The following is a 24,271-nucleotide window of genomic DNA, read 5'->3' on the forward strand; positions in this document are numbered from 1 at the left end:
ACAAATTAGATAAATTTAGCATAGCATATTTAGTTATTTGCAGTCTATAAATAAACAGATAAAAATGATTGATTAATCATTTTTATCTGTTTAAACTATTAAGTTCTGAACTTATTTATCATATTTTGCAATCCTTCAGCCATTTCTGCCAGATGACGGCTGGCGGAAGCTATTTCACCCATAGAAGCTGATTGCTCTTCCGTGGCAGCTGAAATGGTCTGCGTTTCTTCTGAGGTGTGTTTGCTTTCATCGTCAATATGGCGTACGGCATTGACAATGTTTTCTGTATGGCTGGTAATTTCCTGAACAGAAGATGAGGTTTCTCGTATTTGGTCAGTCATCTTTGTTATCATCGTAAGGATTTGGTTGAAGTTTTCACCAGCATGAGAAATAATCGCGGCACCAGCGGTTACTTCCTGTTTACTGTTGTTCATGTATTCTACAGCATTGCTTGTACGGTTTTGGATTTTTGTTATAAGCTCGATTATTTGTTTAGCTGATTCCTGTGATTGTTCAGCCAATTTGCGTACTTCCTCGGCAACTACGGCAAAACCCTTGCCAGCTTCACCAGCTCTTGCGGCTTCGATAGCGGCATTTAAGGCCAGTAAATTAGTTTGTCCGGCAATATTTGATATGGCATCGACGATTTGACTGATTTCCTGAGAGGTTTCAGCCAGCTCACTAATAACAGTGGCAGTATGATTAGTGGTATTTTCAATGGTTTGTATCTGAGTAACAGCCTGTTTTAACGAGGTATCACCATCGTTAGCAGCGATAGCTGTTTTATCGGCAAAGGCCGATACAGTTTGAGTATTGGTGGCTACCTGTTTTATAGCATCAGAAATTTGATTGACAAGGATGTCAGCATTATTAGTTAATTCCAACTGTTTCTCAGCACCATTGGCAACCTCTGTAATGGAATTGGCAACTTGCGTGGCTGCTTGTGAGGATTGTTCCGCACTAGCAGTAAGTTCTTCTGAGGCTGAAGCTAAATGGTCAGAAGTTTGGGAAATATGGGAAATGAGGTCTTTGGTGTTTTTATTCATCTTGTCAATAGCGCGCGACAGACTGCCGAATTCGCTTCTATCCTGCAGGCTTTTTTCAGGAACCTGATGGGAAAAATCGCCATCAGATAGAAAGGCTATAAAGGTAATAAAGTCCTGAATGCGGCCGCTAATCTGTTTTATCATAATTATTCCCAGTAATAAGCTGAAAATGGAAAAAAAGAGGATAATTATTACAAATACCGTGACTAAAAATGTGAATTCCTTTTGGCTGTCTTCACTCATTTTATTAGCAGCTTCATTACTGGCTTGGGAGAGTTCAGTTAGACCATTAGTGAATTCTTTGGATAAAATTTTTCCCTGCGTATTAAATAAATTATAGGCCTCGGTATTCTTGTTTTCGGCAGCTAAAGCGAAAATATCCTTTTGTACAGCGCGATATTTTTCGATAGCGTTATCAAGCTGCTGCAACTTGCTTTTCTCTTGTGTGCTTAAAGGCAATTGACGATATTTAGTGAGATTTTCATCAAACCGCTGTTTTTTATCTTGAATATCAGCGGATAAAGTTTTATTTAATTCGGGATCATCAGTAAGCATAAATTCAAACATAACTGATTGAATATGGCGGGCATAGGCCCGATTCTCATTAAGCAGCTGTACGGCAATGAGCTTTTCATTGTACATTTTTTTTAAGGCATTATTATTTTTGTTGGCCCGTAATAACCAATGCTGCCGGATAAAACCAGTGCTATTATGGAAATAGCAATAAGCAGGGTTAATTTATGCGATACTTTGAGATTATTAAGCCAATCCAAAAAAATCACTCCTTTTTTATTACTGATTAATATCGTATATAGATAGAAATAGTACAAGGAAAAATATTACAAATAAACAGCTAATTGTATATGGCATGAAATAATAGTATTTTCTTTGCGGTAAATTGGCTGATATTGTTTTATGGGGTGATTGGTTTAGCTGAATGGGGAGTTTAAATGCTAAATTCCTTTATCGCATGCTGCAACTCTTCAGCCATCTCGGCTAAATGCCGGCTGGCTGAAGCAATTTCTTCGACTGAAGCGGATTGTTCTTCTGTAGCAGCGGAAATGGTCTGGGTTTCTTCCGATGATTTTCTGCTTTCTATATCAATATTTTTCATGGCAGTTACAACATTTTCGGTATGGTCGGTAACTTTTTTTATGGCAGAGGATATATTATGGATTTTAGCGGTTATATCGCGGACCATATGAAGAATTTTTTCGAAGCTTTCACCAGCATTGGCAATTACCGTAGCACCTGTTTGTACTTCCTGCTTGCTGTCATCCATAAAGGATACGACATTAGATGTTTTAGCCTGAACCTGACCGATAAGTTCGGTGATTTTTTTAGCGGCATCTTGGGATTGCTCGGCTAATTTGCGGACTTCTTCGGCAACAACGGCAAAGCCTTTGCCAGCTTCCCCAGCACGGGCAGCTTCAATAGCGGCATTTAAGGCTAATAGATTAGTTTGTCCGGCAATATTGGAAATAACATCAACAATTTGACCAATTTGTTTGGAATTTTCTTCGAGTTCACCAATAACATCACCAGTAGTATTGGTTTTATCTTCAATTGTTTTCATTTGTTTAATAGCCTGATTAAGGGCATCTTCACCATCGTTGGCAGTGGAGGCAGTATTTTCAGCCGCAGTGGAAACAGTCTGCATATCCATGGCGACTTGATCGACAGCATCAGAAATTTGTTTAGTCATACTGTCAGCATTAGCAGCTAACTGCGATTGTAAATTGGCACTGCTGGCGACTTCAGTGATAGAAATAGCAGTTTGGTTAGCAGTTTGGGCAGATTGGGTGGCATTGGCAGTCAGTTCTTCTGAGGACGCAGCCAGCTGGTCAGACAGTGAGGCGGAATGGCTGATGAGTTTTTTTATGCTGTCACGCATTTTTTCAATGCTGATAGATACAATGCCAAATTCACTGTTATCGTGCAGGCTTTTTTCTGAAACAGCAACAGAAAAATTGCCCTGTGCCAATACATTAATATATTCAGAAAAATCATGCAGACGTGTTTTTATTTGTTTAATAATAGCCCAGCCCAATAAAGTGCCAATAATAATACTCAATATCGTTATGGCGGCAAATATAGTAATGGCAAAGGAAAAATCAGCTTTGTTCTGCTCGTTCATTTTCTGAGCAGAGGCAACAGAAGAATCGGCTAAAGCTCGTATAGCGACAGAAAAATTCTCGGAAAGTTGTTTACCCTGAGCATCAAATAAGACATTGGCTTCATCATTTTTATTAGCCATTGCCAAGTCGAATATTTTTATGCGGGTACTGCGGTATTTTTCTAAAGCATCATATACTTTGCTGAGATTAGTTTTTTCTTCACTATCCATCGGTATTTGTTCGAATTTTTTTAGATTTTCAGTGATAGCACTGCTGCGGGATTCAATATCCTTGGCCAGGCGGTCATTTTCACTGGGATTATTGGTAAGCATAAGTTCGGCAACATCTGCTTCAATTTTGCGGCCATGTGTGCGATTTTCATAGGTAAGTTTAACGGCGGTAAGTTTTTCAGAATATAGAGTATCCATGGAATTTTTGGCTTTATTGATAAAATAAAAGCCAGTGAGGCTGACACAAATAACACTAAGTAATAATATAACCGTAAGTAAGACTAGGCGATGCGTTACTTTTAAATTACTAAAAATATCCAAAAAAACAACTCCCTTCTTGGTACTATATATTATTCCGTTAATAGTTCAATAAGTCTTATTCATGTGATTTCGTCAAATAAAAAAAAAACCCTTTATAATTTACAGAAAAAATATATTTGTCAAACAATGGCGATGAAAAATAAATAATAAAAGAAATATAATGTTTCATTTATTATTGTTGTTGATAGGACTAATATTAGTTATAATAAACAATAAGGTATCATAAATAATTTGGGGGTACATAGATGAATAGGCAAATAAAAAAAATTATATTGCTGCTGGTAATTTTTATAAATGTAATGACTGCAGCCGCTGCTGCACAGAATATAGCGGAACAGGAAGCAGCACGTAAAACATATGAACAGGCATTATCCAGTATGGATAAAATCAGTGCTCAGTATGATATGAAACTGCAGGTGAGCAATGTATTGGGCAGTATTTATATAAGAAATATAATGAAATGCCAAAGCAGCCCGCTTTTAATGAAAAGTGACATAAAGGCTAGTATGAGCCTATTGGGAAAAGCAGAGCAGCCGCTTTTTTCAATGATGCAGTATAGTGAAATAAATAATAATGCAATAGAGACTTATAGCTCTACTATAGATAAAGATGGTAAGTATAATAAATGGATTATGAACAGAACCAAGATTCCTGAAGATGTAACGGCTTATCTGGATGATGTGGCAGCGCCCGACGAGAAACAGTATACAAAGACAAAGAAAATAATGGAAGCAGCTAAGGAAATATCAGTAATAAGCGAAGATGAAAATATCGAGCAGTTAAAAGTAGTTTTTTCCAGTAAAAAAATATTTTCTTATGCGAATATGGTTGACGCCAAAGCTATGCTGCAGAATATACCGAATGAAGAAAAAGATTTTGTCTGGAATATGATGACGGTAATTCAGCCGGAACTGCAAAACAGCGGCGATATTGAAGCGCATCTAACAATAGATAAAACAACAAAATCAATAATAAGTGCTGATTTTAATATAACGCCACAGCTAAAAGTACTGACACAGTTAATTACAGATTTTTTAGCGAAAACAGATACAGTTGATAAAAATGCCAAAAATAATATAGCCGGTGATGCGACAGGGGCTGATATATCGGTATTGACAAGTTCATTGCAGGGACATATATCATTAACAATAAAACCGATCAATGATGTAATGGAACTGGCGATACCGCAGCATGTTCGTCAAACAGCGGTTACGGTGAAAGAACCGGTTAACAAAAATAGTATTTTAAATAAGTAACCATGGTAATAAAGGCAGTCACGCTGAGTGATTGCTTTTATTTTATAAAATATCAACCAGAAAAATAATAAAGCATATCTATATGCAGGGGTGGACAATAAATATGAACCAGGAAATAGAAGCTGTATTAAATGAAATAGAACAAGTTATAATAGGCAAGCGTGATGTTTTAGAATATATATTGATGGCTATTTTAGCCGATGGTCATATTTTGATTGACGATATCCCAGGCGTAGGAAAAACCACGATAGCTATGGCTTTTGCCAAGGTGTTGGGACTGACACCGAAAAGAATTCAGTTTACACCGGATACAATGCCGTCAGATATAACAGGTTTTTCTATATATGATAAACAAAAACAGGGGTTTCGTTATATTGAGGGTGCCGTTATGAGTAATTTACTATTGGCTGATGAAATAAATAGGACGTCACCACGCACACAGTCGGCATTACTTCAGGTCATGGAGGAAGGCACGATTACCATTGATAATATAGTGCGTGAAATACCGCGGCCCTTTATTGTAATTGCTACACAAAATCCTAATGGGTTTATAGGAACGCAGCAATTGCCGGAATCACAGATTGACAGGTTCTTGATTCGCCTGATGATTGGTTATCCGAGTGTCGAAGAAGAAATAGCCATTTTAAAGGGGATAAGTTCAATTTCGTTAGAACAGCTGCACAGCATACTGACAAAAGAAGATGTGATAACCCTGCAAAAACGGACCGATGCTATATTTATTCATGATGATATATTGAATTATATAGCCCAATTGGTAAAGGCTACACGTGAAACTTCAGCCGTTATGCTGGGGATTAGTCCGCGCGGGACTATTGCTTTGGCCAAAATGGCAAAAGCCAGGGCAATGCTTTTGGCTAGGACTTATGTTCAGCCTGGTGATGTACTAGCAGTGATAAAACCGGTTTTTGCGCATCGTCTGCATATTACGGGACAGGCTCGTTTGCAGCAGCAAACAGCGGATAGCATACTGGAGGATATTATCAGAAAAATTCCCCTGCCGCAGATAACGGGGAGCAGATAATGCTGATACACTGGTTTATTTATAGTCTATGTTTGTTTTTTGCTGGGGCAATTTTTATATTATATTCACAATATACGGCATTTTATTTATTGGCATTGTTAATAGCAGCACCAGTTCTGTCTGGTCTGCTGTTTATAGCAGCAGTAAGGCTGATAAAAATTAATATCATGCCTAAAGCAGCAGTGATATTATGTGGTAGTCAAAATGCACTGATTGTTAATATCAAAAATAACTGGATATTAGCACTGATAAAGATGACGCTGACGATAGCAGAACTTAATCGCTGGCAGCAGAAAGTCAGTCAGATGGACATATCGTTCAATCGACGGGGGCAGGTCGTTTATGAATATAATAGTACCTTATGCGGTAAAACAATAATAAATATAAAAACAATAAAATATTATGATATATTTGGGTTGTTTTCTTACAGCAAAAAATATGCTGTTGAACAGGTAATATTAACAATGCCTAAACAAATTACAGAGACAGATTACTATAGGAATACGCAATTATACAATGTTTTGCAGGATAAAGAAAAAGAATTCACTGAAATAAAACAATATCAATTGGGTGATGATATTCGCCATATTCATTGGCCAGCCAGCGCTAGGCAGGATGATATTTATATAAGGCAATATACTGCCCAGATTGCAGTGGGCAATAAGCTGGTAATATTTGATAATCCTTTGACGGAAAAATTTAATAATGCTATGTATGAATTTTTTTATGAATTTGCCCAGTTTTTTCTGCAAAAATATAATGTTTTTAATTGGTATTATTTAGGGCAGGATAATGAAGTATATTGTCGACAGATTGAAAATAGAGATGGATTAAATTATGAAATAACGGCGTTTATGAAAAATGCCGGAGAAACAGCAGATTATATAGAACATTGGTCTAAAATAAGCAGTGATATGCCAGTTGATTGTCAGCAGATAATTTATATAACAACAACTGATAATATAAGAACAAAATCGCTTGATAAACTGTATCCATCTCCGCAGATAATAATGATGCATGATAATGATATAGAATATATTGATAATAAAATAATTTATATCGATAAAAATGAGCTGGTGCTTAGCTTAACTGAGGTGGAAGGTTTATGAGCAGGAATATTAGCCGTATTTTGGTCCTTTATTTAGGGGTAATGGCGATATTGCATTGTTTGTATGCTTACAGTACTTTATCAGTGCATAATGATGAATATATCTTTGCCGCAGCGATTAGTGCAATTTTATTTATAGTCAATTGCCAAAAAAAACAAGCTTATATTATAGTTTTTTATGGATTGGGATTATTATTGCTGGCATATATGTTTTGGGTACATAATCATGAAATATATGTAAGCGCAGTATATTTAGTTAATAGTTTTATTGAAATTATCAAGCAGCCATATCATTTGGATTGGCAGCCATTTATAATAGCGGCAGCTGACAAAAATATATTATATCAGCCAGCAATGTATGCATTGATAAGTTTGACAGCCGTGTGTTTAAATTTATTGATGATAGATATAAAGGGCAGTGCCGTTATTATTTTATCAACATTGCCTTTGTGTTTTTGGGGGCTGTATTTAAATGTGATGCCAGGGCTTATTCCTCTTACGCTATTAGTGATTTTTTGGTTTAGCCTATTGAGTTGGAGTGGACAGCAGAGCTTGCCAGTGTCAATAACAGCTTTATTAATCGTTTTGGGAACAGGCTGTCTGCTGCAGTATGTATTTCCGCCACGTGAATACAGGCAGCCAGCTATAATAAAAAATATAGCGGCAGCAGCTAATTCCTATTTAAATGATTATCTATCACCGACAGGGCGGGCAACAAGCTTTGATGATATTCTGCATGGTCTCAACGGCCGAGGCAAACTCGGCGATATTGATACTTTATCACAGACAGGGCAAAAAATTATGCAGATAGAAACCTCTGTGCCGGGCAGCGCGGATTTATACCTGCGTAATTATTCCGGTGCTGTTTATGTTAATAACTCATGGCAGCATTTACCTGATAATATCTATATAAATAATCAGGCTGTTTTCGATAATTATTCAGCTGGTGCATGGTATGATCAAAGTGCTATTATTTTTGCGGCATTAAAGGGAGATGCTAAAGGTCAGGCACTTCTTAATCAATATGCCGCAGCAGAAAATGCCGGGCTGCAGCGGGATTATAAATTTACTATCAGGCATATATTTACCAATAAAGAGCAGTATTTTTTCCCTTATGATGCGGATATATCAAGTGAGATTTTTCGCTATGATAGAATATATGATACCAATGGACAGAAGCTTTATCAGACAAAAATATATTTGCCGCCAGCTGATTATGGAGCTGTAGCGAAATTTATTGATGCTTATCATGCACAGAATAAATATATAAATTATTATTATCAGGCGGAAAAACAGTATCGTGATTTTGTATATAAATATTATCGACAGGTGCCGGCAGGCGTTTTGGATGAGTTTTTGCAGGTGTTTCCTGTGGAAAAAGTTTATGATGAACAGCAAAAAGAACAGCTTATTGAACGATTACAGGCATATTTTCAAAAAAATTATCAATATACGTTGAGTCCAGGCAAAGTTCCAGCCAAGCATGATTTTGTGCAGTATTTCTTAAATGAATCGCACAAGGGCTATTGTACTTATTTTGCTTCAGCAGCAGTTTTGATTTTGCGGCAGGCGGGGATACCAGCCCGCTATGTTGTTGGCTATGCAGTTCCTGTACAGCTTATTAAGGACGGACAGAAAATTGGTATGGACAATTATTCTAATCCGCTTAAAAGCATAATTCTTAGCGATAAACAGGCACATGCCTGGGTAGAAATCTATGAAGATGGCTGGGGCTGGCGTCCGGTAGAATTTACACCGTCGGAAAATGCTACAGCCAGGCCGACAAAAGCAAAGGTTCAACAAGCAGCCGGAAAAACACAGCAGCCAGCAAAACAAATGGCAGCACCAGCTAAAGAGAATATAGCTATAGATGCTAGGCAGTCGCAGCAATATCATGGGAAAATACTGTTGTTGATGATAATTTTGTTTATTGGTTCTATCGCCTGGCGAAAATATTGCCAAAGCAAAATAAAAAAACTGCTTATTATTGTTAGTGATAACAGTAATAAACAGATATTAGATATTTATCAATATGTGAACCGTTTAACCGATTATTTAGGGATAAGACCATTGCGGCAGATGGATTATACCGAGTATATGTATTATTTGCAGGACAAGGAAAAACGCTGGCATAATATCGCATTGCCGGAGTTTATAAATATAGTACTTCAGGCGCGCTTTGGCAATGGAATTATTAGTCGGCAGCAATTAGAAGAAGCCTTGCTTACAGTAGGGAAAATGCGGCAGATAATCTATGCTGATTTAAATATTTTCCAAAAAATAATATTTCTATATATTTATAGACTATGACTTGTTTTTTTCATGGTGGCGATAATGACAGGAGTATTTTATGAAACGTTATATAATGCATGTGGATATGGATGCTTTTTTTGCATCGGTAGAGCAGGTTGATAATCCGGAACTTAGGGGGAAGCCTGTTATTGTAGGCGGCGATAAAGCACGTGGTGTTGTCTGTACAGCATCTTATGAAGCCAGAAAATATGGTGTTCATTCGGCAATGCCGGGGATTCAGGCCAAACGGCTTTGCCCGCAGGGCATATTCCTGCCAGTGCGTCATGAGCGTTATAAACAGGTATCAGCTGAGATATTTACTATTTTTGCTGAGTTTTCGCCTAAAGTAGAGCCATTGTCAATTGACGAGGCTTTTCTTGATATAAGTGGTATGGATAAAATCTATAAAAGCATTAATAGCTGTGCCCGACAATTAAAAGAGCGGATATTGTTGCAAACTGGCATTCATGCGTCAATCGGTGTTGCTCCTAATAAATTTTTGGCTAAAATTGCCTCTGACTTAAAAAAACCAGATGGACTGGTAATAATAAGGCACGGGCAGGAACAATCGTCTATTGCCCAATTACCATTGGGCAAATTATGGGGCGTCGGTCAAAAAACAGCGTTAAAACTCCATAATATGGGATACAGGCAGGTCAAGGATATTCTGCAGGGCAATATTAATAGTTTAAAGAATGCCTTGGGTGAAAAAACGGCTGTTCATTTATGGCAGCTGGCTCAAGGCATAGATGAACGGGAAGTTGAAAGCAGCCATATTGCTAAGTCTATTGGCAATGAAGAAACATATGCCGAGGATATTAGCGGCGAAGAAATTGTAATGGAAAAATTTCTTCATTTGGCGGAAAAAGTCGGTTGGCGTTTGCGGCAAAAGCAAATAAAGGCCAGAACTATAAGTATAAAAGCACGCACAGATGATTTTACGACATATACGAGAAGTATCACTTTGCCGGAGAGTACCGATTTTGATAGTGTATTATATAAGACTGCACAGACATTGTTTAAACAGCTGCCTGTATTGAATAAAATAAGATTATTAGGTTTGACAGGCAGTAATTTTACTGAACCGGCAGAAATGTCATTATTTAATGATGTGAGTAAAATTAAGCAGGAAAAATTGTATAAAGCGATTGACAGCCTCAAAAATAAATTTGGTGAAAATATTATAACTAAGGCTAAGCTTATTAATAGGCAAAAAAAAGACGATTACAGTTGATAGTAATCGTCTTTTGGTATCAGCCAAGCAGCATACGGTCATTGGCCATTTCACTGCCCGAAGCTTTTTCAAACATTGATAATAAGTCATTGACGGTAAGATTTTTTTTATCATCACCGCTGACATCAACGATAATTTGTCCATTGAACATCATGATAAGACGGTTGCCGCAGCGCAGGGCATCACGCATGTTATGCGTGATCATTAAGGTCGTTAGCTGTCGTTTATTAACGATGTCATTAGTTATATTTAGTACCTGTTGCGCTGTTTTGGGATCAAGCGCGGCAGTGTGTTCATCGAGCAGCAATAATTTTGGCTGGGCCATTGTTGCCATTAATAAGGTCAGAGCCTGACGCTGTCCGCCTGACAATAGTCCCACCTTGCTCTCCAAACGGTCTTCCAGACCGAGATTAAGCGACTGCAGTAGTTCACGAAATTTATTGCGCTCACTTTTGGGAGCACTCCAGCGTAAAGAAAGTGTTTTGCCGCGGCGTGAAGCAATTGCTAAATTTTCTTCGATCATCATGCCGGCAGCAGTCCCCATCATGGGATCCTGAAAAACACGACCGATATATTTGGCACGTTTATGCTCGGACCATTTGGTAATATCATTATTATCAATACTTATTTGCCCGTTGTCTACTGGAAAAGTGCCAGCTATGGAATTCATTAATGTTGATTTACCAGCACCGTTACCACCGATAACCGTAACAAAATCACCAGCTTTTAATTCCAGGGAGACATTGGTTAAAGCAATTTTTTCGGTAATAGTGCCGGGATTAAATGTTTTAGAGATATTGTTAACTGTAAGCATTAGTTGGCCGCCTTTCTCTTTTTTGCATTGAGCTTTGCCTGAAATAACGGCATGGAAAGAGCTAAAGCAACTAATACGGCAGTGAATAGTTTCAAATCATTCGGCGGCATGCCTAATTGCAGAACGACAGCAATGACTATGCGATAAACTATCGAGCCAAGAATAACAGAAATCAATGAATTCCTAAAGCTTTTTGTACCGAATAAAACCTCACCGATAATAACTGAAGCTAAGCCGATAACGATGGTACCAACGCCCATACCGACATCGGCAAAACCATTGCTTTGGGCAACTAAAGCGCCTGATATGGCAACAAGACCATTACTCAGCAATAAGCCTAAAACGATAGTCATATCGGTATTAACACCGTTAGCACGTATCATATGCGGATTATAGCCGGTAGCGCGGATGGCAGCACCAATTTCCGTACCGAAAAACCAATAGTTAATAACAGCAATTATGATAACGGCAATAAAGCCAATAATTAATATCATCATTTGTTTATCAACATTTAATGGGAAAAAGGAAAAGATGGTATCAATTTGCAGTAATGAGATGTTAGCTTTGCCCATGATGCGCAGATTGACGGAATACAGGGCAATCATTGTCAAGATACCAGCCAATAAGGCCGGTATCTTTAATTTTGTATGCAATAAGCCGGTTATAATACCGCTGAGCATGCCGGTAATGCAGGCAATAAAAATTGCCATAATAGGAGTATAGCCAGCAACCAATAACGCTGACGCCGTGGCAGCACCAAGCGGAAAACTGCCTTCTACGGTTAAGTCAGCTATATCTAAAACGCGGAAGGTTATATATACACCAATGGCCATTATCGACCATAGCAGACCTTGTGAGATAGTAGGGATAATTAAGTCCAAATTAATTCTCCTAGTTAAATTTATTCGATGATGTCAGCATCCTTGGTTAAATCAGCAGGCAGGGTTATGCCTAGAAGTGCTGCATTCTTTTTATTTATAGTTATTTTCAAGTCTTTGGCTGATTCAATAGGCATATCAGCAGGTTTCTTTTTGCCATCAAGGATATCAGCAGCCATATGACCGGTTTGCAGTCCTAATTTATAGTAGTCAATGCCATAAGTAGCTAAGCCGCCTTTTTTTACCATATTGGGTTCGCCGCAGATTACGGGGCGTTTAGCAGCATTAGTTATAGCTATAAGTGTAGGCATAGCCGAGGCGATGACATTATCTGTAGGTTCATAGAAGACATCTACTTTGTCGGCAAGGCTTTGGGTAGCCTGCTGAATGTCATTTACAGTTGATACAGTGGCGGTTTTTACCGTTAAGCCTTTGCTTTTAGCATATGCTGTCATGGCTTTAACCTGAATTTCGGAGTTAATTTCACTGGAGGAATATACTGTACCAATTATTTTGGCATTAGGGAAAAGTTTTATAAGCAGATCAATCTGTTCTTTTATAGGGCTCATATCAGTAGTGCCTGTTACATTGCCACCGGGTTTTTCATTAGAAGCTACTAACCGGGCACTTTTATAGTCGGTGATAGCAGTGCCGACTATTGGAATATCTTTGGTTGCATTAGCTATTGTCTGGGCGGCTGGTGTAGCGATTGCACAGATTAAGTCCTCTTTATTGGCAACAAAGCGCTGGGCAATATTTTGCAGATTAGATTGGTCGGCCTGAGCGTTTTGCTGGTCAACGGTAATATTTTTTCCTTCAATATAGCCGCGTTCTTTAAGACCTGCGATAAAGCCTTTATTGGCAGCATCCAGAGCATTATGTTCAACTAGCTGTACGACACCTATTTTGAGATTTTTTTTACTATTGCTGTTATCAGCGGATTGTGAACCGCATCCGGCAATAATTGATGCGGCAAGAATGCCTGTAAGACCTAGTGTTGCGAATTTTAGATTTTTAAATGTAAACATATGAGAGCAGCACCTTTCTGTATAGTAAAGTAATTTACATCGTTTAATTATACAATATTACAACTTAAAAATCTATATACACAAGACAATAGATGGAATTAAAAAGACAAATGGATATTACTTTTATCAATGCTGTCAATAATTGAAGAAAATTGCTATGAAAAAGAAAAAACTAATAAAAAAATCACCCATATAAAATTATTATTTTATATGGGTGAAGATTATATTTCTTTAAATACCACAATATTGAAAAGTGTCAAATCAGGATGAACCTGCTGACCTACCTGGGCATTTTTTATATTGACGATGCCATTGGAAGATGCTCTTATAACGGTGTCATTTATCTGGGTGTATAAACTATTTACCTGGTTCATTGCTTCATTTTTTTTACGCTCATAATAGGTAATGTCTTCAGGTCGATTGCCGATAGTACTATGCTTGTAATTTTGTTCCGCGGCCGTAAGTTTATTTTGGGCAGTAGTTAATTCCTGTTGTTTAGTATCCAGCTGAGCTTTGTCAATGAGATTTTTTTGATATAAAGCAGATGCACTGTCAAAATCAGCACGAGCTTTTTCAGCCGCAGTTACCGATTCATCAACTTTAGTTACAAGCGTATTTTGTTCAGCCGGCGAATGCGGTGTTTGCGCTGCTTGTAAGTCAGCTTTAGCATCGAGCAGATTCTGCTGGGCTTTTTTTAACTGCGACTGTAAATTAGAATCATCAAGACGAGCCAATATCATGCCCTTTTTTATTTTAGTACCATCATCTACGTTGATTTCTATAATACGTGAGTTTATTTTAGCTGTAATAGGAATAACGGTTATATTTTTAGGGTTGTTATGCAAAATTGTTGTATTATTGGTAAAGTTAAAATACAACCATATACAAGGGATCGGCAATAATAAAATGAGAAATAACAGTATAAGGAAGGCCATTCTTTTTTTAGTGGTATTAATAAGCTTATTAAACATGCCAAAATCTCCAATCTTAATATATAAGAAAAGGAATAAAATTATTCCTAGAAATAATAAAATATAATATGTACTGTAATACTTTATCTTAATATTGGGATTTTGGCAAGTTAACGAATTATTAGAAATTAAATTAATATAGTTTATCTAGTACGGAATCTTTGATACCAAAGGTATGCTCGGGTTTAGGAAATTCACTATTTTTTACATCACTGATATAAGTTGTTACAGCAGTATTAATATCTATATTTAAATTGGCATATTTTTTGACAAATTTAGGGGTGAAATCGCTGTACATACCTAAAATATCATTTATAACTAGTATTTGACCGTCACAATAGCGTCCACCGCCGATACCAATAGTGGGAATATGGAGCTTTTCCGTAATTAATTTAGCCAGAGCTTCAGGAACAGCTTCAAGGACGATGCTAAAAGCACCAGCGGCCTCCAAGGCTAAAGCATCATTGATTAGATTTTGAGCGGTAATTTCTTCTTTACCCTGAACCTTAAAGCCACCGAAAATATTTACTGACTGCGGTGTAAGACCAATATGTCCCATGACAGGAATTTGGGCATTAACAATGGCTTTTACAGTAGCAGCCATATTTTGTCCGCCTTCTAGCTTAACGGCTTCAGCATGACCTTGCTGAATAAGTTGCCCGGCGTTGCGTACAGCTTCTTCAATGCTGACATGATAGGACAAGAATGGCAAATCGGTTACGAGCAGGGCATGTTTTAGACCACGAGCAACACACTGGGAATGGTAGATCATATCTTCCATCGTTACCTGCAGTGTAGAATCATGTCCCTGCATAACCATGCCGACAGAATCGCCGACTAAAACAGCATCAATGCCGCTGTTATCAACTAATTGAGCCATAGAATAATCATAGGCGGTAAGCATGGTGATTTTTTCTTTATTTTCTTTGGCTTTGAAAAATGATTGAGTTGTAAATTTATTATTCATGATTGTTATATCCTTTTAATAATTTATAAAAAACTGTTGCTTGGTGTTCATCTAATCGTTTGTTTTTTATCATATCAACAGTGGCTAAACTTAAACTGCGGAATAAAAATTCCTTTTCGGGGAGATTTTTTTTTATTGCCTGCAATTGAAGGTTAACAGTATTGACGTCACTTCGGACAATCGGACCAGTAAGAGCACTTGTGGGACCTTTGTCTAAGATATTATCAATAGTGCCGCGTAATAATGGTTCAATAGCAGATAATAAATCACTTTTATTAAGACCGGCCTGTTCCAGACAGTCCATCCCAAAACTGATTACGGTGATTAGATAATTGGCTAGAATAGAAGCACCGGTATGATATAAAGGCTTTTGCGCAGAGGTAATTTCGCAGTACTTTCCACCTGTTTGCTGTAAAATATTTTTAGCTGTGTTTATAGCAGCAGGCATTCCTTCAATAGTAAAAAAAGTTTTTTCTAAAAGAAGAGCACTTGTATTGATGTCGGCAAAGCTTTGTAAGGGATGAATACTGCCGATGGCATTACCAGCTTTTTTAATTTCCGATAAAATATCAGAACTATGGGCACCGCTGGTATGAAAAAAGATGGTAGCAGTAGATTTCATCTGGGCAATTTTTGCAGCAATAACTGGTAGTGCCATATCAGTAGTAGTTATAAATATTACATCGCAAGTAGTGAGCAGCGCTGTTAAATCAGTATATTGCTTAGACGTGGTTGTTAAGGCGGCTTTTTTAGCAGAAAGTGCGGTTTTACTATAATACCCCTTGATATTAAGCTGATGTTTTTGGAAATAAAGTCCAAGGGCAGTGCCGACCTTGCCGGCACCAATGAAGCCAATGTTTATAAATACCACCATCCTTTTATTATTGGCGGACACAAAAAAATGCCTTTTCTGTCCGCTGATATAGCTTTAAAAGCGTATAAATGCAGACAAAAAAGACATTATTATTAATAATGTTATGTATGGCAGTCTTTGTCGCAAACGATCAAAGCTATATAGTATAAATTTATATGATAGGGCTAAGTGCAGTTCCCTAAGGGATACTGCCAAATGTACAGCTCGATTATCGATGCTGTCATAATAGCTCTACATGATGAAGTATAGGACATATTGCAAATAAATGCAACAGTACCATAAGTACAAATAGAATTATTTATATGAATCAAGAATATTTTGCATATCAGCTGGCAAGGGGATTTTGATATCAATTTTTTTATGACTGATAGGATGCTCAAAAATTACATGATAAGCATGCAAGGCTTGCCGCTCAATCAGAGTGCAATCACCACCGTATAAATCATCGCCCAACAATGGATGTCCACAGTGGCTCATATGGACTCTTATCTGGTGGGTTCGGCCGCTGTAGAGTTTAAGGCGTACCAAAGAATAATCATTTTTGCTCAATAATACCTTATAGCGGGTAAGGGCTGATTGTCCATTTTTACTGACAATACGTTCAATAATGCTATCTGGTTTGCGTCCGATAGGCTGGCACAGCATTGCCTCAGCTGGCTTTGGCTTTCCTTGGACAAGGGCTTGATAAAAACGGCATATTTTGTCATGGCTTGTTGTCAGGGCATATTGTATTTGCGGCTGCTTGGCAACAATGATAAGACCGGTAGTATTACGGTCAAGCCGATATACGGGATGGCAGCCGATATTTACTTGCTGTGACTGTTGATAGTAGTTTACTACGATATTTACCAAAGTATCGCTGTGGTCTTTGGTAGTAGGGTGGATAAGCATATTGGCTGGTTTATTTATAACGAGTAGCCAGTCATCTTCATATACAATAGAAAGTGGTTTGTCACAAGGTATAATCTGTGAAGATACGGCTAATTCATAGCTGATAGTATCACCGCTGTTTACTACGGCACTGGCAGCATGAACTTCCTGATTATTTATATATAAATGTCCCTGCCATTTTATTTTTTTCCATAAATTAGTGGAAACTTTAGCATGAGATGCCAGAAAATAGCGGGCTTTTTGCTGGGGATAATCAGCGGGAACAGTAAAATTTATCATAGAATGTCTTTCTTTATTATTAGGTAAATACTGATAAGGGCCAAAATAAAGCCACAAGCTGTGCCTAGACAGGTGAAGATAGGCTTGACATTAAAAATGATATCGGCTTTATAGCCAATAAAACCACCAATGCAGGTGATTAAGGCAAAAGTGATGCCCAGACCGCTGACCCGCCCAAAAATTTGTAAACTGCTTTTATTTTTGTCAGAAGAAATTTTTTTATTCATAATAACACCCTTTACAATTTTAGCATAGATAATAAATTTATGATATAATCAAATCTAGTATGCAGTATAAACCTATAAAAAGTAGTTTTTATAAAGTGTGATATAAGTATTGTTAATATATTTTATAGAAAGAGGTAATTTTATGCGTAAAAAAATAGTTATTTTGCTATGTATGTTGTTAGTAGCTTTTTCAGCAGTAGCCATGGCTGCCGCAAAAGATGAATCAGCAGATACTGACTGGGTAGCTATTGACTTAGGTCATGATAATAATGATACATATTATTTTAATAAGGCAACGATGCATTATGATAAAGACAAAGACGGTAATATAAATAAACAGATTGTGGTCTATGAAGAAAAAATGGTAAACAGAAATACTAATGTTCTGACGGATGGTTTTTACAGCATTACTCAATGCAAGATAAATTTAACAGAACCAGCATTATTATTGGGCGAAGAAACTTTTTATAAAAAAAGCGGTGAAGAGCGCTGGGTACAAAAACCGTTATATTTAGTATGGTATCCGATAAAACCAAATACAGTTGGTGAAAGCAGATATAATGCTGTAGCTGTTTATGTACAGCAGCATCCGACATTATCGGAAGAATAAATAAAAAAGGCAAAATATCACTTGATTATCATTTTCATATATGTTAGGATAGGACAAGAATATTAGTTTTCCTAATGTTTTACTAAAAAATATATATGAATGATTAAGAAAGATATTTAAGTAGATTTTGCTAAGCTTAATAAATAAGTATTGCTTGAATGTAAAGACAGCTATATCTTTTAGGATAGCTGTCTTTTTAGTATGTGAATTTAATGTAGCAGGTCTTTTTAGGGAACTGGTTTCATACAACAGCAATTGATTAGTCCGCTTGCTCCGATCATTGTATTTGCCATTATTAATAAGTAAAAAATGTTATTCAAAACGGCGATATCATTGCTATGTAAATAATACTTTCAAATGATTATTATTTATGGAAATGAAACTTGTAATAAATTAATGAATTTTAATTAGGGAGATGAATTTTTTTTGAATTGGTTCAACAATTTGCGGACAGGTGTAAAAATAAGTTTATTAGGAGCAGGCGCCATTATAGCCTTAGGCATTATTGCCGTTATCGGTTATATGGGATTAGAGCAGTCTTCTGACAGCACGGAAAAAATGTACAGCCAGAATTTATTGGCAGTGCAATTTATCAATAATACGCGTTCACAGAGCCATCAGATTGAAGCCGATATCTATGGACTAATGAATACAGAGGATCCTGACGCAGAACAAAAATGATACAATCAGAACGATTGTACCATTCAACGATTTATGAACCTGGTGCAAAGTAAATTCGACCGTGTGCATTTAGTTTTAACATGCCATTTAAACCCAACTGTGAGAGTGCGTACATTTTTGTGTAAAGTCCAAATATTAGGATGAAATTAATTTAAGTTTTACAAAGAAATTTTGACGCGATCACCAAAATAAATCATGAGGTTATCCAGTATCATTCCCCAGTTTCGAATGGGCATTGTCCATTTATCAATGATGTTCATGGTTGTTAAATACAGCAATTTCATCAAAGCATTATCCGAAACAAAGGCACTTTTTGTCTTGGTCACTTTTCGCAATTGACGGTTGAAATTTTCAATCGCATTGGTTGTATAAATTAATTTACGTATTTCTGGTGAATATTTGAACATGGTAGAGAGTTCATTCCAATTAGCTCTCCAAGATTTTACGCCTAACGGATATTTTGAGTTCCATTTAGCTTCAAATTCATCTAAAGCAAATAGAGCAGCCTCTTCGGTTGGGGCTTTATAAATTGGTTTTAAATCAGCGGTGAACTGCTTAACATCTTTATACGATACATAACGTGTCGAAGCTCGAATCTGATGAATTACGCAACGCTGTACTTCTGTTTGAGGGAACGCAACATTGATGGCTTGTACAAATCCAGATAAACCGTCTACGGATACAATAAGAATATCTTGAACTCCACGATTTTTCAACCCATTCAGTATAGAAAGCCAATATTTAGAGGATTCACTAGCTCCCAACCAAATGCCCAAAACATCTTTTTGTCCTTCTAAATCCGTACCAATGGCGATATATGCAGCTTTTTTTGTGACAATGCCGTTTTCACGGACATTGTAATGAATGGCATCTAAAATAACCATTGCATAAACCGTTTGCAATGGGCGCTCTTGCCATTCATTAATAAGGGGCAACAATTTATCTGTTATTCTTGAAACACGACTGTCATCTACATCAATGCCATACATTTCTTGCATTGTTTTTTGGATATCACGAGTGGATACGCCTTGTGAGTAAAGAAAAATCACTTTATCTTCAATGGTTGAAATATCTGTTTGATGTTTTTTTACTAATTGTGGTTCAAAATCTCCGTCGCGATCACGCGGTATTTTAAGTTCCATTTCTCCGTTGGAACTTTGAACAATTTTAGTCGAATAGCCATTGCGACTATTTTTGGTGTTTTTATTTTTGTAGTCATATTTGGAGTAACCAAGTTCTTCATCCAATTCAGCATCAAGAGCTGTCTGGATGGTTTCAGCCGTAAGCATTTTAACAAAATTATGGACATCATTCATGTCTTTAATACCATACTCTTTTATAAGATCTTTGAGTTTGTTATTTTCTTTATTTGCCATAATAAAATACCTCCAATATTAGTTTTATTTTACCTAACATTGGAGGTTTACACAATTATTTCAGCACTACCAAAAGAGAGACTGTAACAAATTATGTGTAAATAGAATAGATGAGCTATTCCTCCTGGATTAATGTTAGAATAAATATTAATTTAGGAGGTTTTATTATGGCCAGACAAAGAAAACTTTCCCCAGAACGTAAGGATTTTCTCCAGAAACTGCTGAGTGCATATCAGCCGGAAGGTGCGCAGGATGTTCAGAACATGCTCAAAGATCTCTTCGGGGATACGTTGCAAACCTTGCTGGAAGCTGAGATGGATGAGCATCTGGGTTACTCCAAGTACGATTATAAAAACAAGGATACGGATGACAGCCGGAACGGTTATAGCAAAAAAACCGTGACGTCTACAATGGGTAATATTCCTCTCGACATTCCTCGTGACCGGAAAGGTGAGTTCCAGCCGCAGGCTGTGAAGAAGAATCAGACGGACGTTTCTAATATCGAGGACCAAGTACTGTCCATGTATGCCAAAGGGATGACCACCAGGGATATCACTGCACACCTAAAAGAAATCTATGGCGTAGATGCTTCTGCTGAAATGATTTCCCGCATGACAGACCGTATTCTCCCGATTGCTAAAGAATGGCAGAACAGACCGCTGGCCAAGAAATACGCTATTGTCTTCATGGATGCTGTCCATTTTCATGTTAGACAGGATGCTCAGATTGTAAAGAAAGCCGTCTATGTTGCCATTGGAACTCGTCTGGATGGTTACCGTGAGGTCCTTGGACTTTGGATTGGCGGCAATGAAAGTGCAAAATACTGGGTCGGCGTCCTGAACGAAATCAGGAACCGAGGAACGGAAGATATCTTTATTGCCTCTGTTGACGGTTTGACCGGATTTGTCGATGCCATTGGCGCAGTTTATCCTGCGGCAGAAGTACAACGCTGCATAGTCCACCAGATTCGGTATACGACTAAATTCGTCTATTATAAGGACATGAAAGCATTTATCCAAGATCTGAAGGGAATTTACCAGGCACCTACCCTTGAACAAGCGGAAGTGGCTCTGGACGCCTTGGAAGAAAAATGGAGCGATAAATATCCCTCTTCCGTTCAGTCCTGGCGGAATAACTGGCCGCAGCTATCCACTTATTTCAAATACCCCTTGGAAATGAGGAAGATGATTTATACGACGAACCAGATTGAAAATTTCAATCGCCAGCTGCGGAAAGTTTCTAAAAGCCGGACGATTTTTCCTACGGATGATTCGCTGTTTAAGCTGCTCTATCTGGCGACCATAGATATTACCAAGAAGTGGAGTGGCCGCAACCATGATTGGAATAAAATTGTTTCCCAGCTTTTCATTTATTTTGCTGACCGTATTGAACCGGCTGATTTGGAATGATGGCAAAAAAATAGCCTGCTTGCTGATTGACAAGCGAGGCAACAAGTGCCATTATGTTGGCATATATTTTTCGTGATTTTTGAATTTCCAGCATTAATCCATGGAGTTTACACAGAATGGATTACACTCTCATTCCGGAAGCCAAACGAGCGTCGAATAATCAGCTTAATCTTGTTGTTTGTGGACTCGATTCTAGCGTTGCTTACCTGCAACTGGATGGTATTGAGGATATGATCCTTGTGCCGCATAATCTTTCGTTGCAGTTCAACAAACTCAGGGATCCGGCAATGCCGTGCCCATTTCACCCAGCGTGTCAGTTCACCTTCAGCAGTATCCACATTAGTCATCTTCAATAGGAGCCGCAGCATTTCTTTCAGCTTATACGCGCGGTAAAGCCGGTTATCCGAAAGCTGTATCATTTCCAGTTTGGCTTCCTGCGTCGTAGTAAGGTTCTCAGGTGCTTTGCCTAAAGCATAAGCTGATCCCTTGATATCCTGAGATCGCTGCCTGGCGGCGGAAGCTGCTGCATATTCTTCATCAGCTGCTTTGGGATGGCCTTTCCGTCGCTTGCCATAACTTTCGGCAACAGATTTTGCTTCATGCCAGCTTTGACGGCGGACATTGTCGAGTGCTTTCATCGCCCATTCCACCACGTGAAAGGCATCGACACAACGGATGCAGTTCGGCAGATATTTCTCAACACAGGATGTAATCCATTTTGCACCGTCGCCAGTGACGACCCGGATGGATTCTCGCTGCTCCTTCGTCAGTTCTTCCATGAATAGCGTCAGGATGGCTTTGCCGTGTCCCTTATGTGCCCATACAACGGTATTGGTCGCATGGTTCACGACGACCGTGATGTACTTATGTCCCTTACGGTAGCTGGTCTCATCAATGCCGATTTCCTTTAGCCCATCCAAACGGCTCTTAAGATTCGGTTCGATGTCCTCACGGACGCGGGAAATGATTTTGCCGACGGTATCCCATGAGATACGCATATATTTGGCAACAGCACTCTTATTGAGCTGCGTTGCCAGCCAAGCGGTACTGGTTTCAAACTCTTTAGTAAAGCGAGAGCCGGGATAAGCCCAAGGCACACTGGCGACATGGACGCCATGGTGCGGACATTCAATGCGCGAGGTGTCTGCAACGATCTGTACGATGACGCCACCAAAATCAAGGGCTCGCCAAGATCTGCTGATGCGGCCAGTGTCGTAGCCCGGGCACTTTGCTCCGCAAATAGGGCAACGATTTTGATCTTTCTTGTATGGCTTAACATTGATTGTGAGATGGCGAACTGCATCTTTGTCCGTCCAAAGTTTTACATCCTCAATCATGATGTTCTTGACATTTAAAAGATTTTTGCATAATGTAGAAGTAGAGACCACTTGCATCCTCCTCGGAATGTTTTGGTGTAGGAACTTCTACATTACCACGGATGCAGGTGGTTTTCAATTTATTTAGTTAGGGGATGGCTTTTCTACCCACACAAAGTAGTGAAGCCTCAATTTTTTAAATCAATTTATTCCCACATACAGGACATACTACAGCATTTTCGAAACAAATCTTTTTACACGTAGGGCATCGTTTATAATGCCCAGACTTATATGCCTTCAATAGTGCTTTCTGCATGTTTAACTGTTCTTGATTATCACTTCCAGTCTGTTGTATATGATAATAATCGCACGCTGAATTCAAATCACGTACCATTTCAATATACATATCTTTATACTTATCATTCGACTGTGCCTGTGTCTCCAAATAATCTTTAATTCTCGGTATATGTCTTTGAATAAGCTCTAGCTCAATAAAATTATTATCTATATTCTTCCATTGACATGCTTTTAAATATGATACAGTCCCCATTGACATATAAAACAAATCATCTTCAAAAAAAATTTTTTGCATACATTTGTTTGCGTTTTCAAACTCTTCTAACGCAAGATAGACTTGTAACATATGATAGTAAGTTCCATATGCCTTGCGTCGTAATCCTTCTTTATACCACCTTAAAGCTTCTCGAAGATCAGTATGAACACCCTCGCCCAAACGATACATCAACCCTATAGACTGGCATGCGCTCCCTGAGCCTAATGCCACTGCCTTCTTATAATGTTTCATAGCTTCTTCATAATCCTGAAATTGCCCATTTGTCCCATTATAATAATCATCGGCGATCTTTTCCTCTACCTCATATGCAGACGTCTGAGCATCCAAACAGTCAGCTTCTAATTGAGAATTATTCTCATCGTACTGATCATCAATTTTTATATATTCCATAATCGCATTTATGGCTTCCGTTATAGATGTATTAAAAAATTCGCGATTATCATTAACACGATACGCATCTAACAACTTATGAACAAATGCTTCAGCATGGGTATAATTATTTACTTCAGCTTGATATCCAACGAAAAATGGAGTAGGCACTCCCGTCGATGCAGATAACTCACTCGCCCATTCGTCTGGATCACGCCTCGTCCCCCCCACATTTATAATCCCTTTCATAGATGGATTGATTAAAATATACACATATCCCTGATCACTCATAATTTATCACTCCTATGATTATTAGTCTAACCTTTATATTTCATATGTGAAGATACTCTAGAAAAACCGC

The 24,271-nt window shown here is 38.0% G+C and carries 22 protein-coding genes; 8 read left to right on the top strand and 14 right to left on the bottom strand.

Annotated elements, in window-relative coordinates:
• Positions 1–98 precede the first annotated feature (98 nt).
• From HNR32_RS01990 to HNR32_RS01995, 3 genes are all read right to left on the bottom strand, one after another.
• A complete protein-coding gene (locus HNR32_RS01990) occupies positions 99–1,688 on the bottom strand; it encodes a methyl-accepting chemotaxis protein (RefSeq protein ID WP_196611133.1) in 1,590 nt (529 codons plus the stop codon).
• 5 nt (positions 1,689–1,693) lie between these two features.
• On the bottom strand, positions 1,694–1,819 hold the full coding sequence (locus tag HNR32_RS14030; RefSeq protein ID WP_260162428.1) for a hypothetical protein: 126 nt from the start codon (positions 1,817–1,819) through the stop codon (positions 1,694–1,696).
• 173 nt (positions 1,820–1,992) lie between these two features.
• Positions 1,993–3,714, bottom strand: coding sequence for a methyl-accepting chemotaxis protein (locus HNR32_RS01995; RefSeq protein ID WP_183859140.1), 1,722 nt, complete (start codon positions 3,712–3,714; stop codon positions 1,993–1,995).
• Between the two features lie 245 nt (positions 3,715–3,959).
• On the opposite strand from HNR32_RS01995, the gene HNR32_RS02000 reads away from it, so the two are divergent.
• The 5 genes from HNR32_RS02000 (at position 3,960) to HNR32_RS02020 (ending at position 10,646) form a co-directional block, all read left to right on the top strand.
• Positions 3,960–4,970: a hypothetical protein gene (locus HNR32_RS02000; RefSeq protein WP_183859142.1), complete on the top strand. Its 1,011-nt coding sequence runs from the start codon at positions 3,960–3,962 to the stop codon at positions 4,968–4,970.
• 103 nt (positions 4,971–5,073) lie between these two features.
• A complete protein-coding gene (locus HNR32_RS02005; protein WP_183859144.1) occupies positions 5,074–6,012 on the top strand; it encodes an AAA family ATPase in 939 nt (312 codons plus the stop codon).
• On the top strand, positions 6,012–7,121 hold the full coding sequence (locus tag HNR32_RS02010; protein WP_183859146.1) for a DUF58 domain-containing protein: 1,110 nt from the start codon (positions 6,012–6,014) through the stop codon (positions 7,119–7,121). Before HNR32_RS02005 ends, HNR32_RS02010 begins: the two co-directional genes overlap by 1 nt.
• Positions 7,118–9,430, top strand: a complete 2,313-nt coding sequence (locus HNR32_RS02015) for a transglutaminase-like domain-containing protein (RefSeq protein WP_183859148.1) — start codon at positions 7,118–7,120, stop codon at positions 9,428–9,430. The genes HNR32_RS02010 and HNR32_RS02015 overlap by 4 nt, the downstream gene beginning before the upstream one ends.
• A gap of 40 nt (positions 9,431–9,470) precedes the next feature.
• Positions 9,471–10,646: a DNA polymerase IV gene (locus HNR32_RS02020; protein WP_183859149.1), complete on the top strand. Its 1,176-nt coding sequence runs from the start codon at positions 9,471–9,473 to the stop codon at positions 10,644–10,646.
• A 19-nt stretch (positions 10,647–10,665) separates the two neighbouring features.
• On the opposite strand, the gene HNR32_RS02025 is transcribed toward HNR32_RS02020, so the two are convergent.
• The 8 genes from HNR32_RS02025 to HNR32_RS02060 all read right to left on the bottom strand — a co-directional run bounded on the left by HNR32_RS02025 (position 10,666) and on the right by HNR32_RS02060 (position 17,575).
• Entirely contained in the window at positions 10,666–11,460 is a 795-nt protein-coding gene (locus HNR32_RS02025) for an ABC transporter ATP-binding protein (RefSeq protein WP_183859151.1), read from the bottom strand.
• The gene (locus HNR32_RS02030) at positions 11,460–12,341 is read right to left on the bottom strand and encodes an ABC transporter permease (RefSeq protein WP_183859154.1); all 882 of its coding nucleotides are present in this window, start codon (positions 12,339–12,341) and stop codon (positions 11,460–11,462) included. The genes HNR32_RS02025 and HNR32_RS02030 overlap by 1 nt, the downstream gene beginning before the upstream one ends.
• A 20-nt stretch (positions 12,342–12,361) precedes the next feature.
• Positions 12,362–13,366: an ABC transporter substrate-binding protein gene (locus tag HNR32_RS02035; protein WP_183859156.1), complete on the bottom strand. Its 1,005-nt coding sequence runs from the start codon at positions 13,364–13,366 to the stop codon at positions 12,362–12,364.
• Between the two features lie 221 nt (positions 13,367–13,587).
• Entirely contained in the window at positions 13,588–14,337 is a 750-nt protein-coding gene (locus HNR32_RS02040) for an HlyD family secretion protein (protein WP_183859158.1), read from the bottom strand.
• Between the two features lie 133 nt (positions 14,338–14,470).
• Complete coding sequence (gene panB / locus HNR32_RS02045; RefSeq protein WP_183859160.1) at positions 14,471–15,304, bottom strand: 3-methyl-2-oxobutanoate hydroxymethyltransferase; 834 nt, start codon at positions 15,302–15,304, stop codon at positions 14,471–14,473.
• Entirely contained in the window at positions 15,297–16,178 is an 882-nt protein-coding gene (locus tag HNR32_RS02050; RefSeq protein ID WP_183859163.1) for a Rossmann-like and DUF2520 domain-containing protein, read from the bottom strand. Before HNR32_RS02050 ends, panB begins: the two co-directional genes overlap by 8 nt.
• 294 nt (positions 16,179–16,472) lie before the next feature.
• Positions 16,473–17,348 carry an RluA family pseudouridine synthase gene (locus HNR32_RS02055; protein WP_183859165.1) on the bottom strand — a complete coding sequence of 292 codons (876 nt, stop codon included), beginning with the start codon at positions 17,346–17,348 and terminating at the stop codon, positions 16,473–16,475.
• Positions 17,345–17,575, bottom strand: a complete 231-nt coding sequence (locus HNR32_RS02060) for an AtpZ/AtpI family protein (protein ID WP_183859166.1) — start codon at positions 17,573–17,575, stop codon at positions 17,345–17,347. The genes HNR32_RS02055 and HNR32_RS02060 overlap by 4 nt, the downstream gene beginning before the upstream one ends.
• Before the next feature lie 142 nt (positions 17,576–17,717).
• Between HNR32_RS02060 and HNR32_RS02065 the strand changes: the two genes are divergently transcribed.
• Positions 17,718–18,185, top strand: a complete 468-nt coding sequence (locus tag HNR32_RS02065) for a hypothetical protein (RefSeq protein ID WP_183859168.1) — start codon at positions 17,718–17,720, stop codon at positions 18,183–18,185.
• A 426-nt stretch (positions 18,186–18,611) separates the two neighbouring features.
• Entirely contained in the window at positions 18,612–18,866 is a 255-nt protein-coding gene (locus HNR32_RS02070; protein WP_183859170.1) for an MCP four helix bundle domain-containing protein, read from the top strand.
• 158 nt (positions 18,867–19,024) lie between these two features.
• On the opposite strand, the gene HNR32_RS02075 is transcribed toward HNR32_RS02070, so the two are convergent.
• Positions 19,025–20,242 (bottom strand): IS256 family transposase, encoded by a 1,218-nt coding sequence (locus HNR32_RS02075; RefSeq protein ID WP_183859172.1) that lies wholly within the window; start codon positions 20,240–20,242, stop codon positions 19,025–19,027.
• Positions 20,243–20,409: 167 nt separating this feature from the next.
• On the opposite strand from HNR32_RS02075, the gene HNR32_RS02080 reads away from it, so the two are divergent.
• Complete coding sequence (locus HNR32_RS02080; protein ID WP_231038131.1) at positions 20,410–21,651, top strand: IS256 family transposase; 1,242 nt, start codon at positions 20,410–20,412, stop codon at positions 21,649–21,651.
• Between the two features lie 107 nt (positions 21,652–21,758).
• Here the strand turns inward: HNR32_RS02080 and HNR32_RS02085 are convergent, their stop codons facing one another.
• Positions 21,759–23,039 carry an ISL3 family transposase gene (locus tag HNR32_RS02085; RefSeq protein ID WP_183859174.1) on the bottom strand — a complete coding sequence of 427 codons (1,281 nt, stop codon included), beginning with the start codon at positions 23,037–23,039 and terminating at the stop codon, positions 21,759–21,761.
• 124 nt (positions 23,040–23,163) lie between these two features.
• Positions 23,164–24,201: a GIY-YIG nuclease family protein gene (locus HNR32_RS02090; protein ID WP_183859176.1), complete on the bottom strand. Its 1,038-nt coding sequence runs from the start codon at positions 24,199–24,201 to the stop codon at positions 23,164–23,166.
• Positions 24,202–24,271: the final 70 nt, after the last annotated feature.

Source organism: Pectinatus brassicae (assembly GCF_014201835.1).
GTDB lineage: Bacteria > Bacillota > Negativicutes > Selenomonadales > Selenomonadaceae > Pectinatus > Pectinatus brassicae.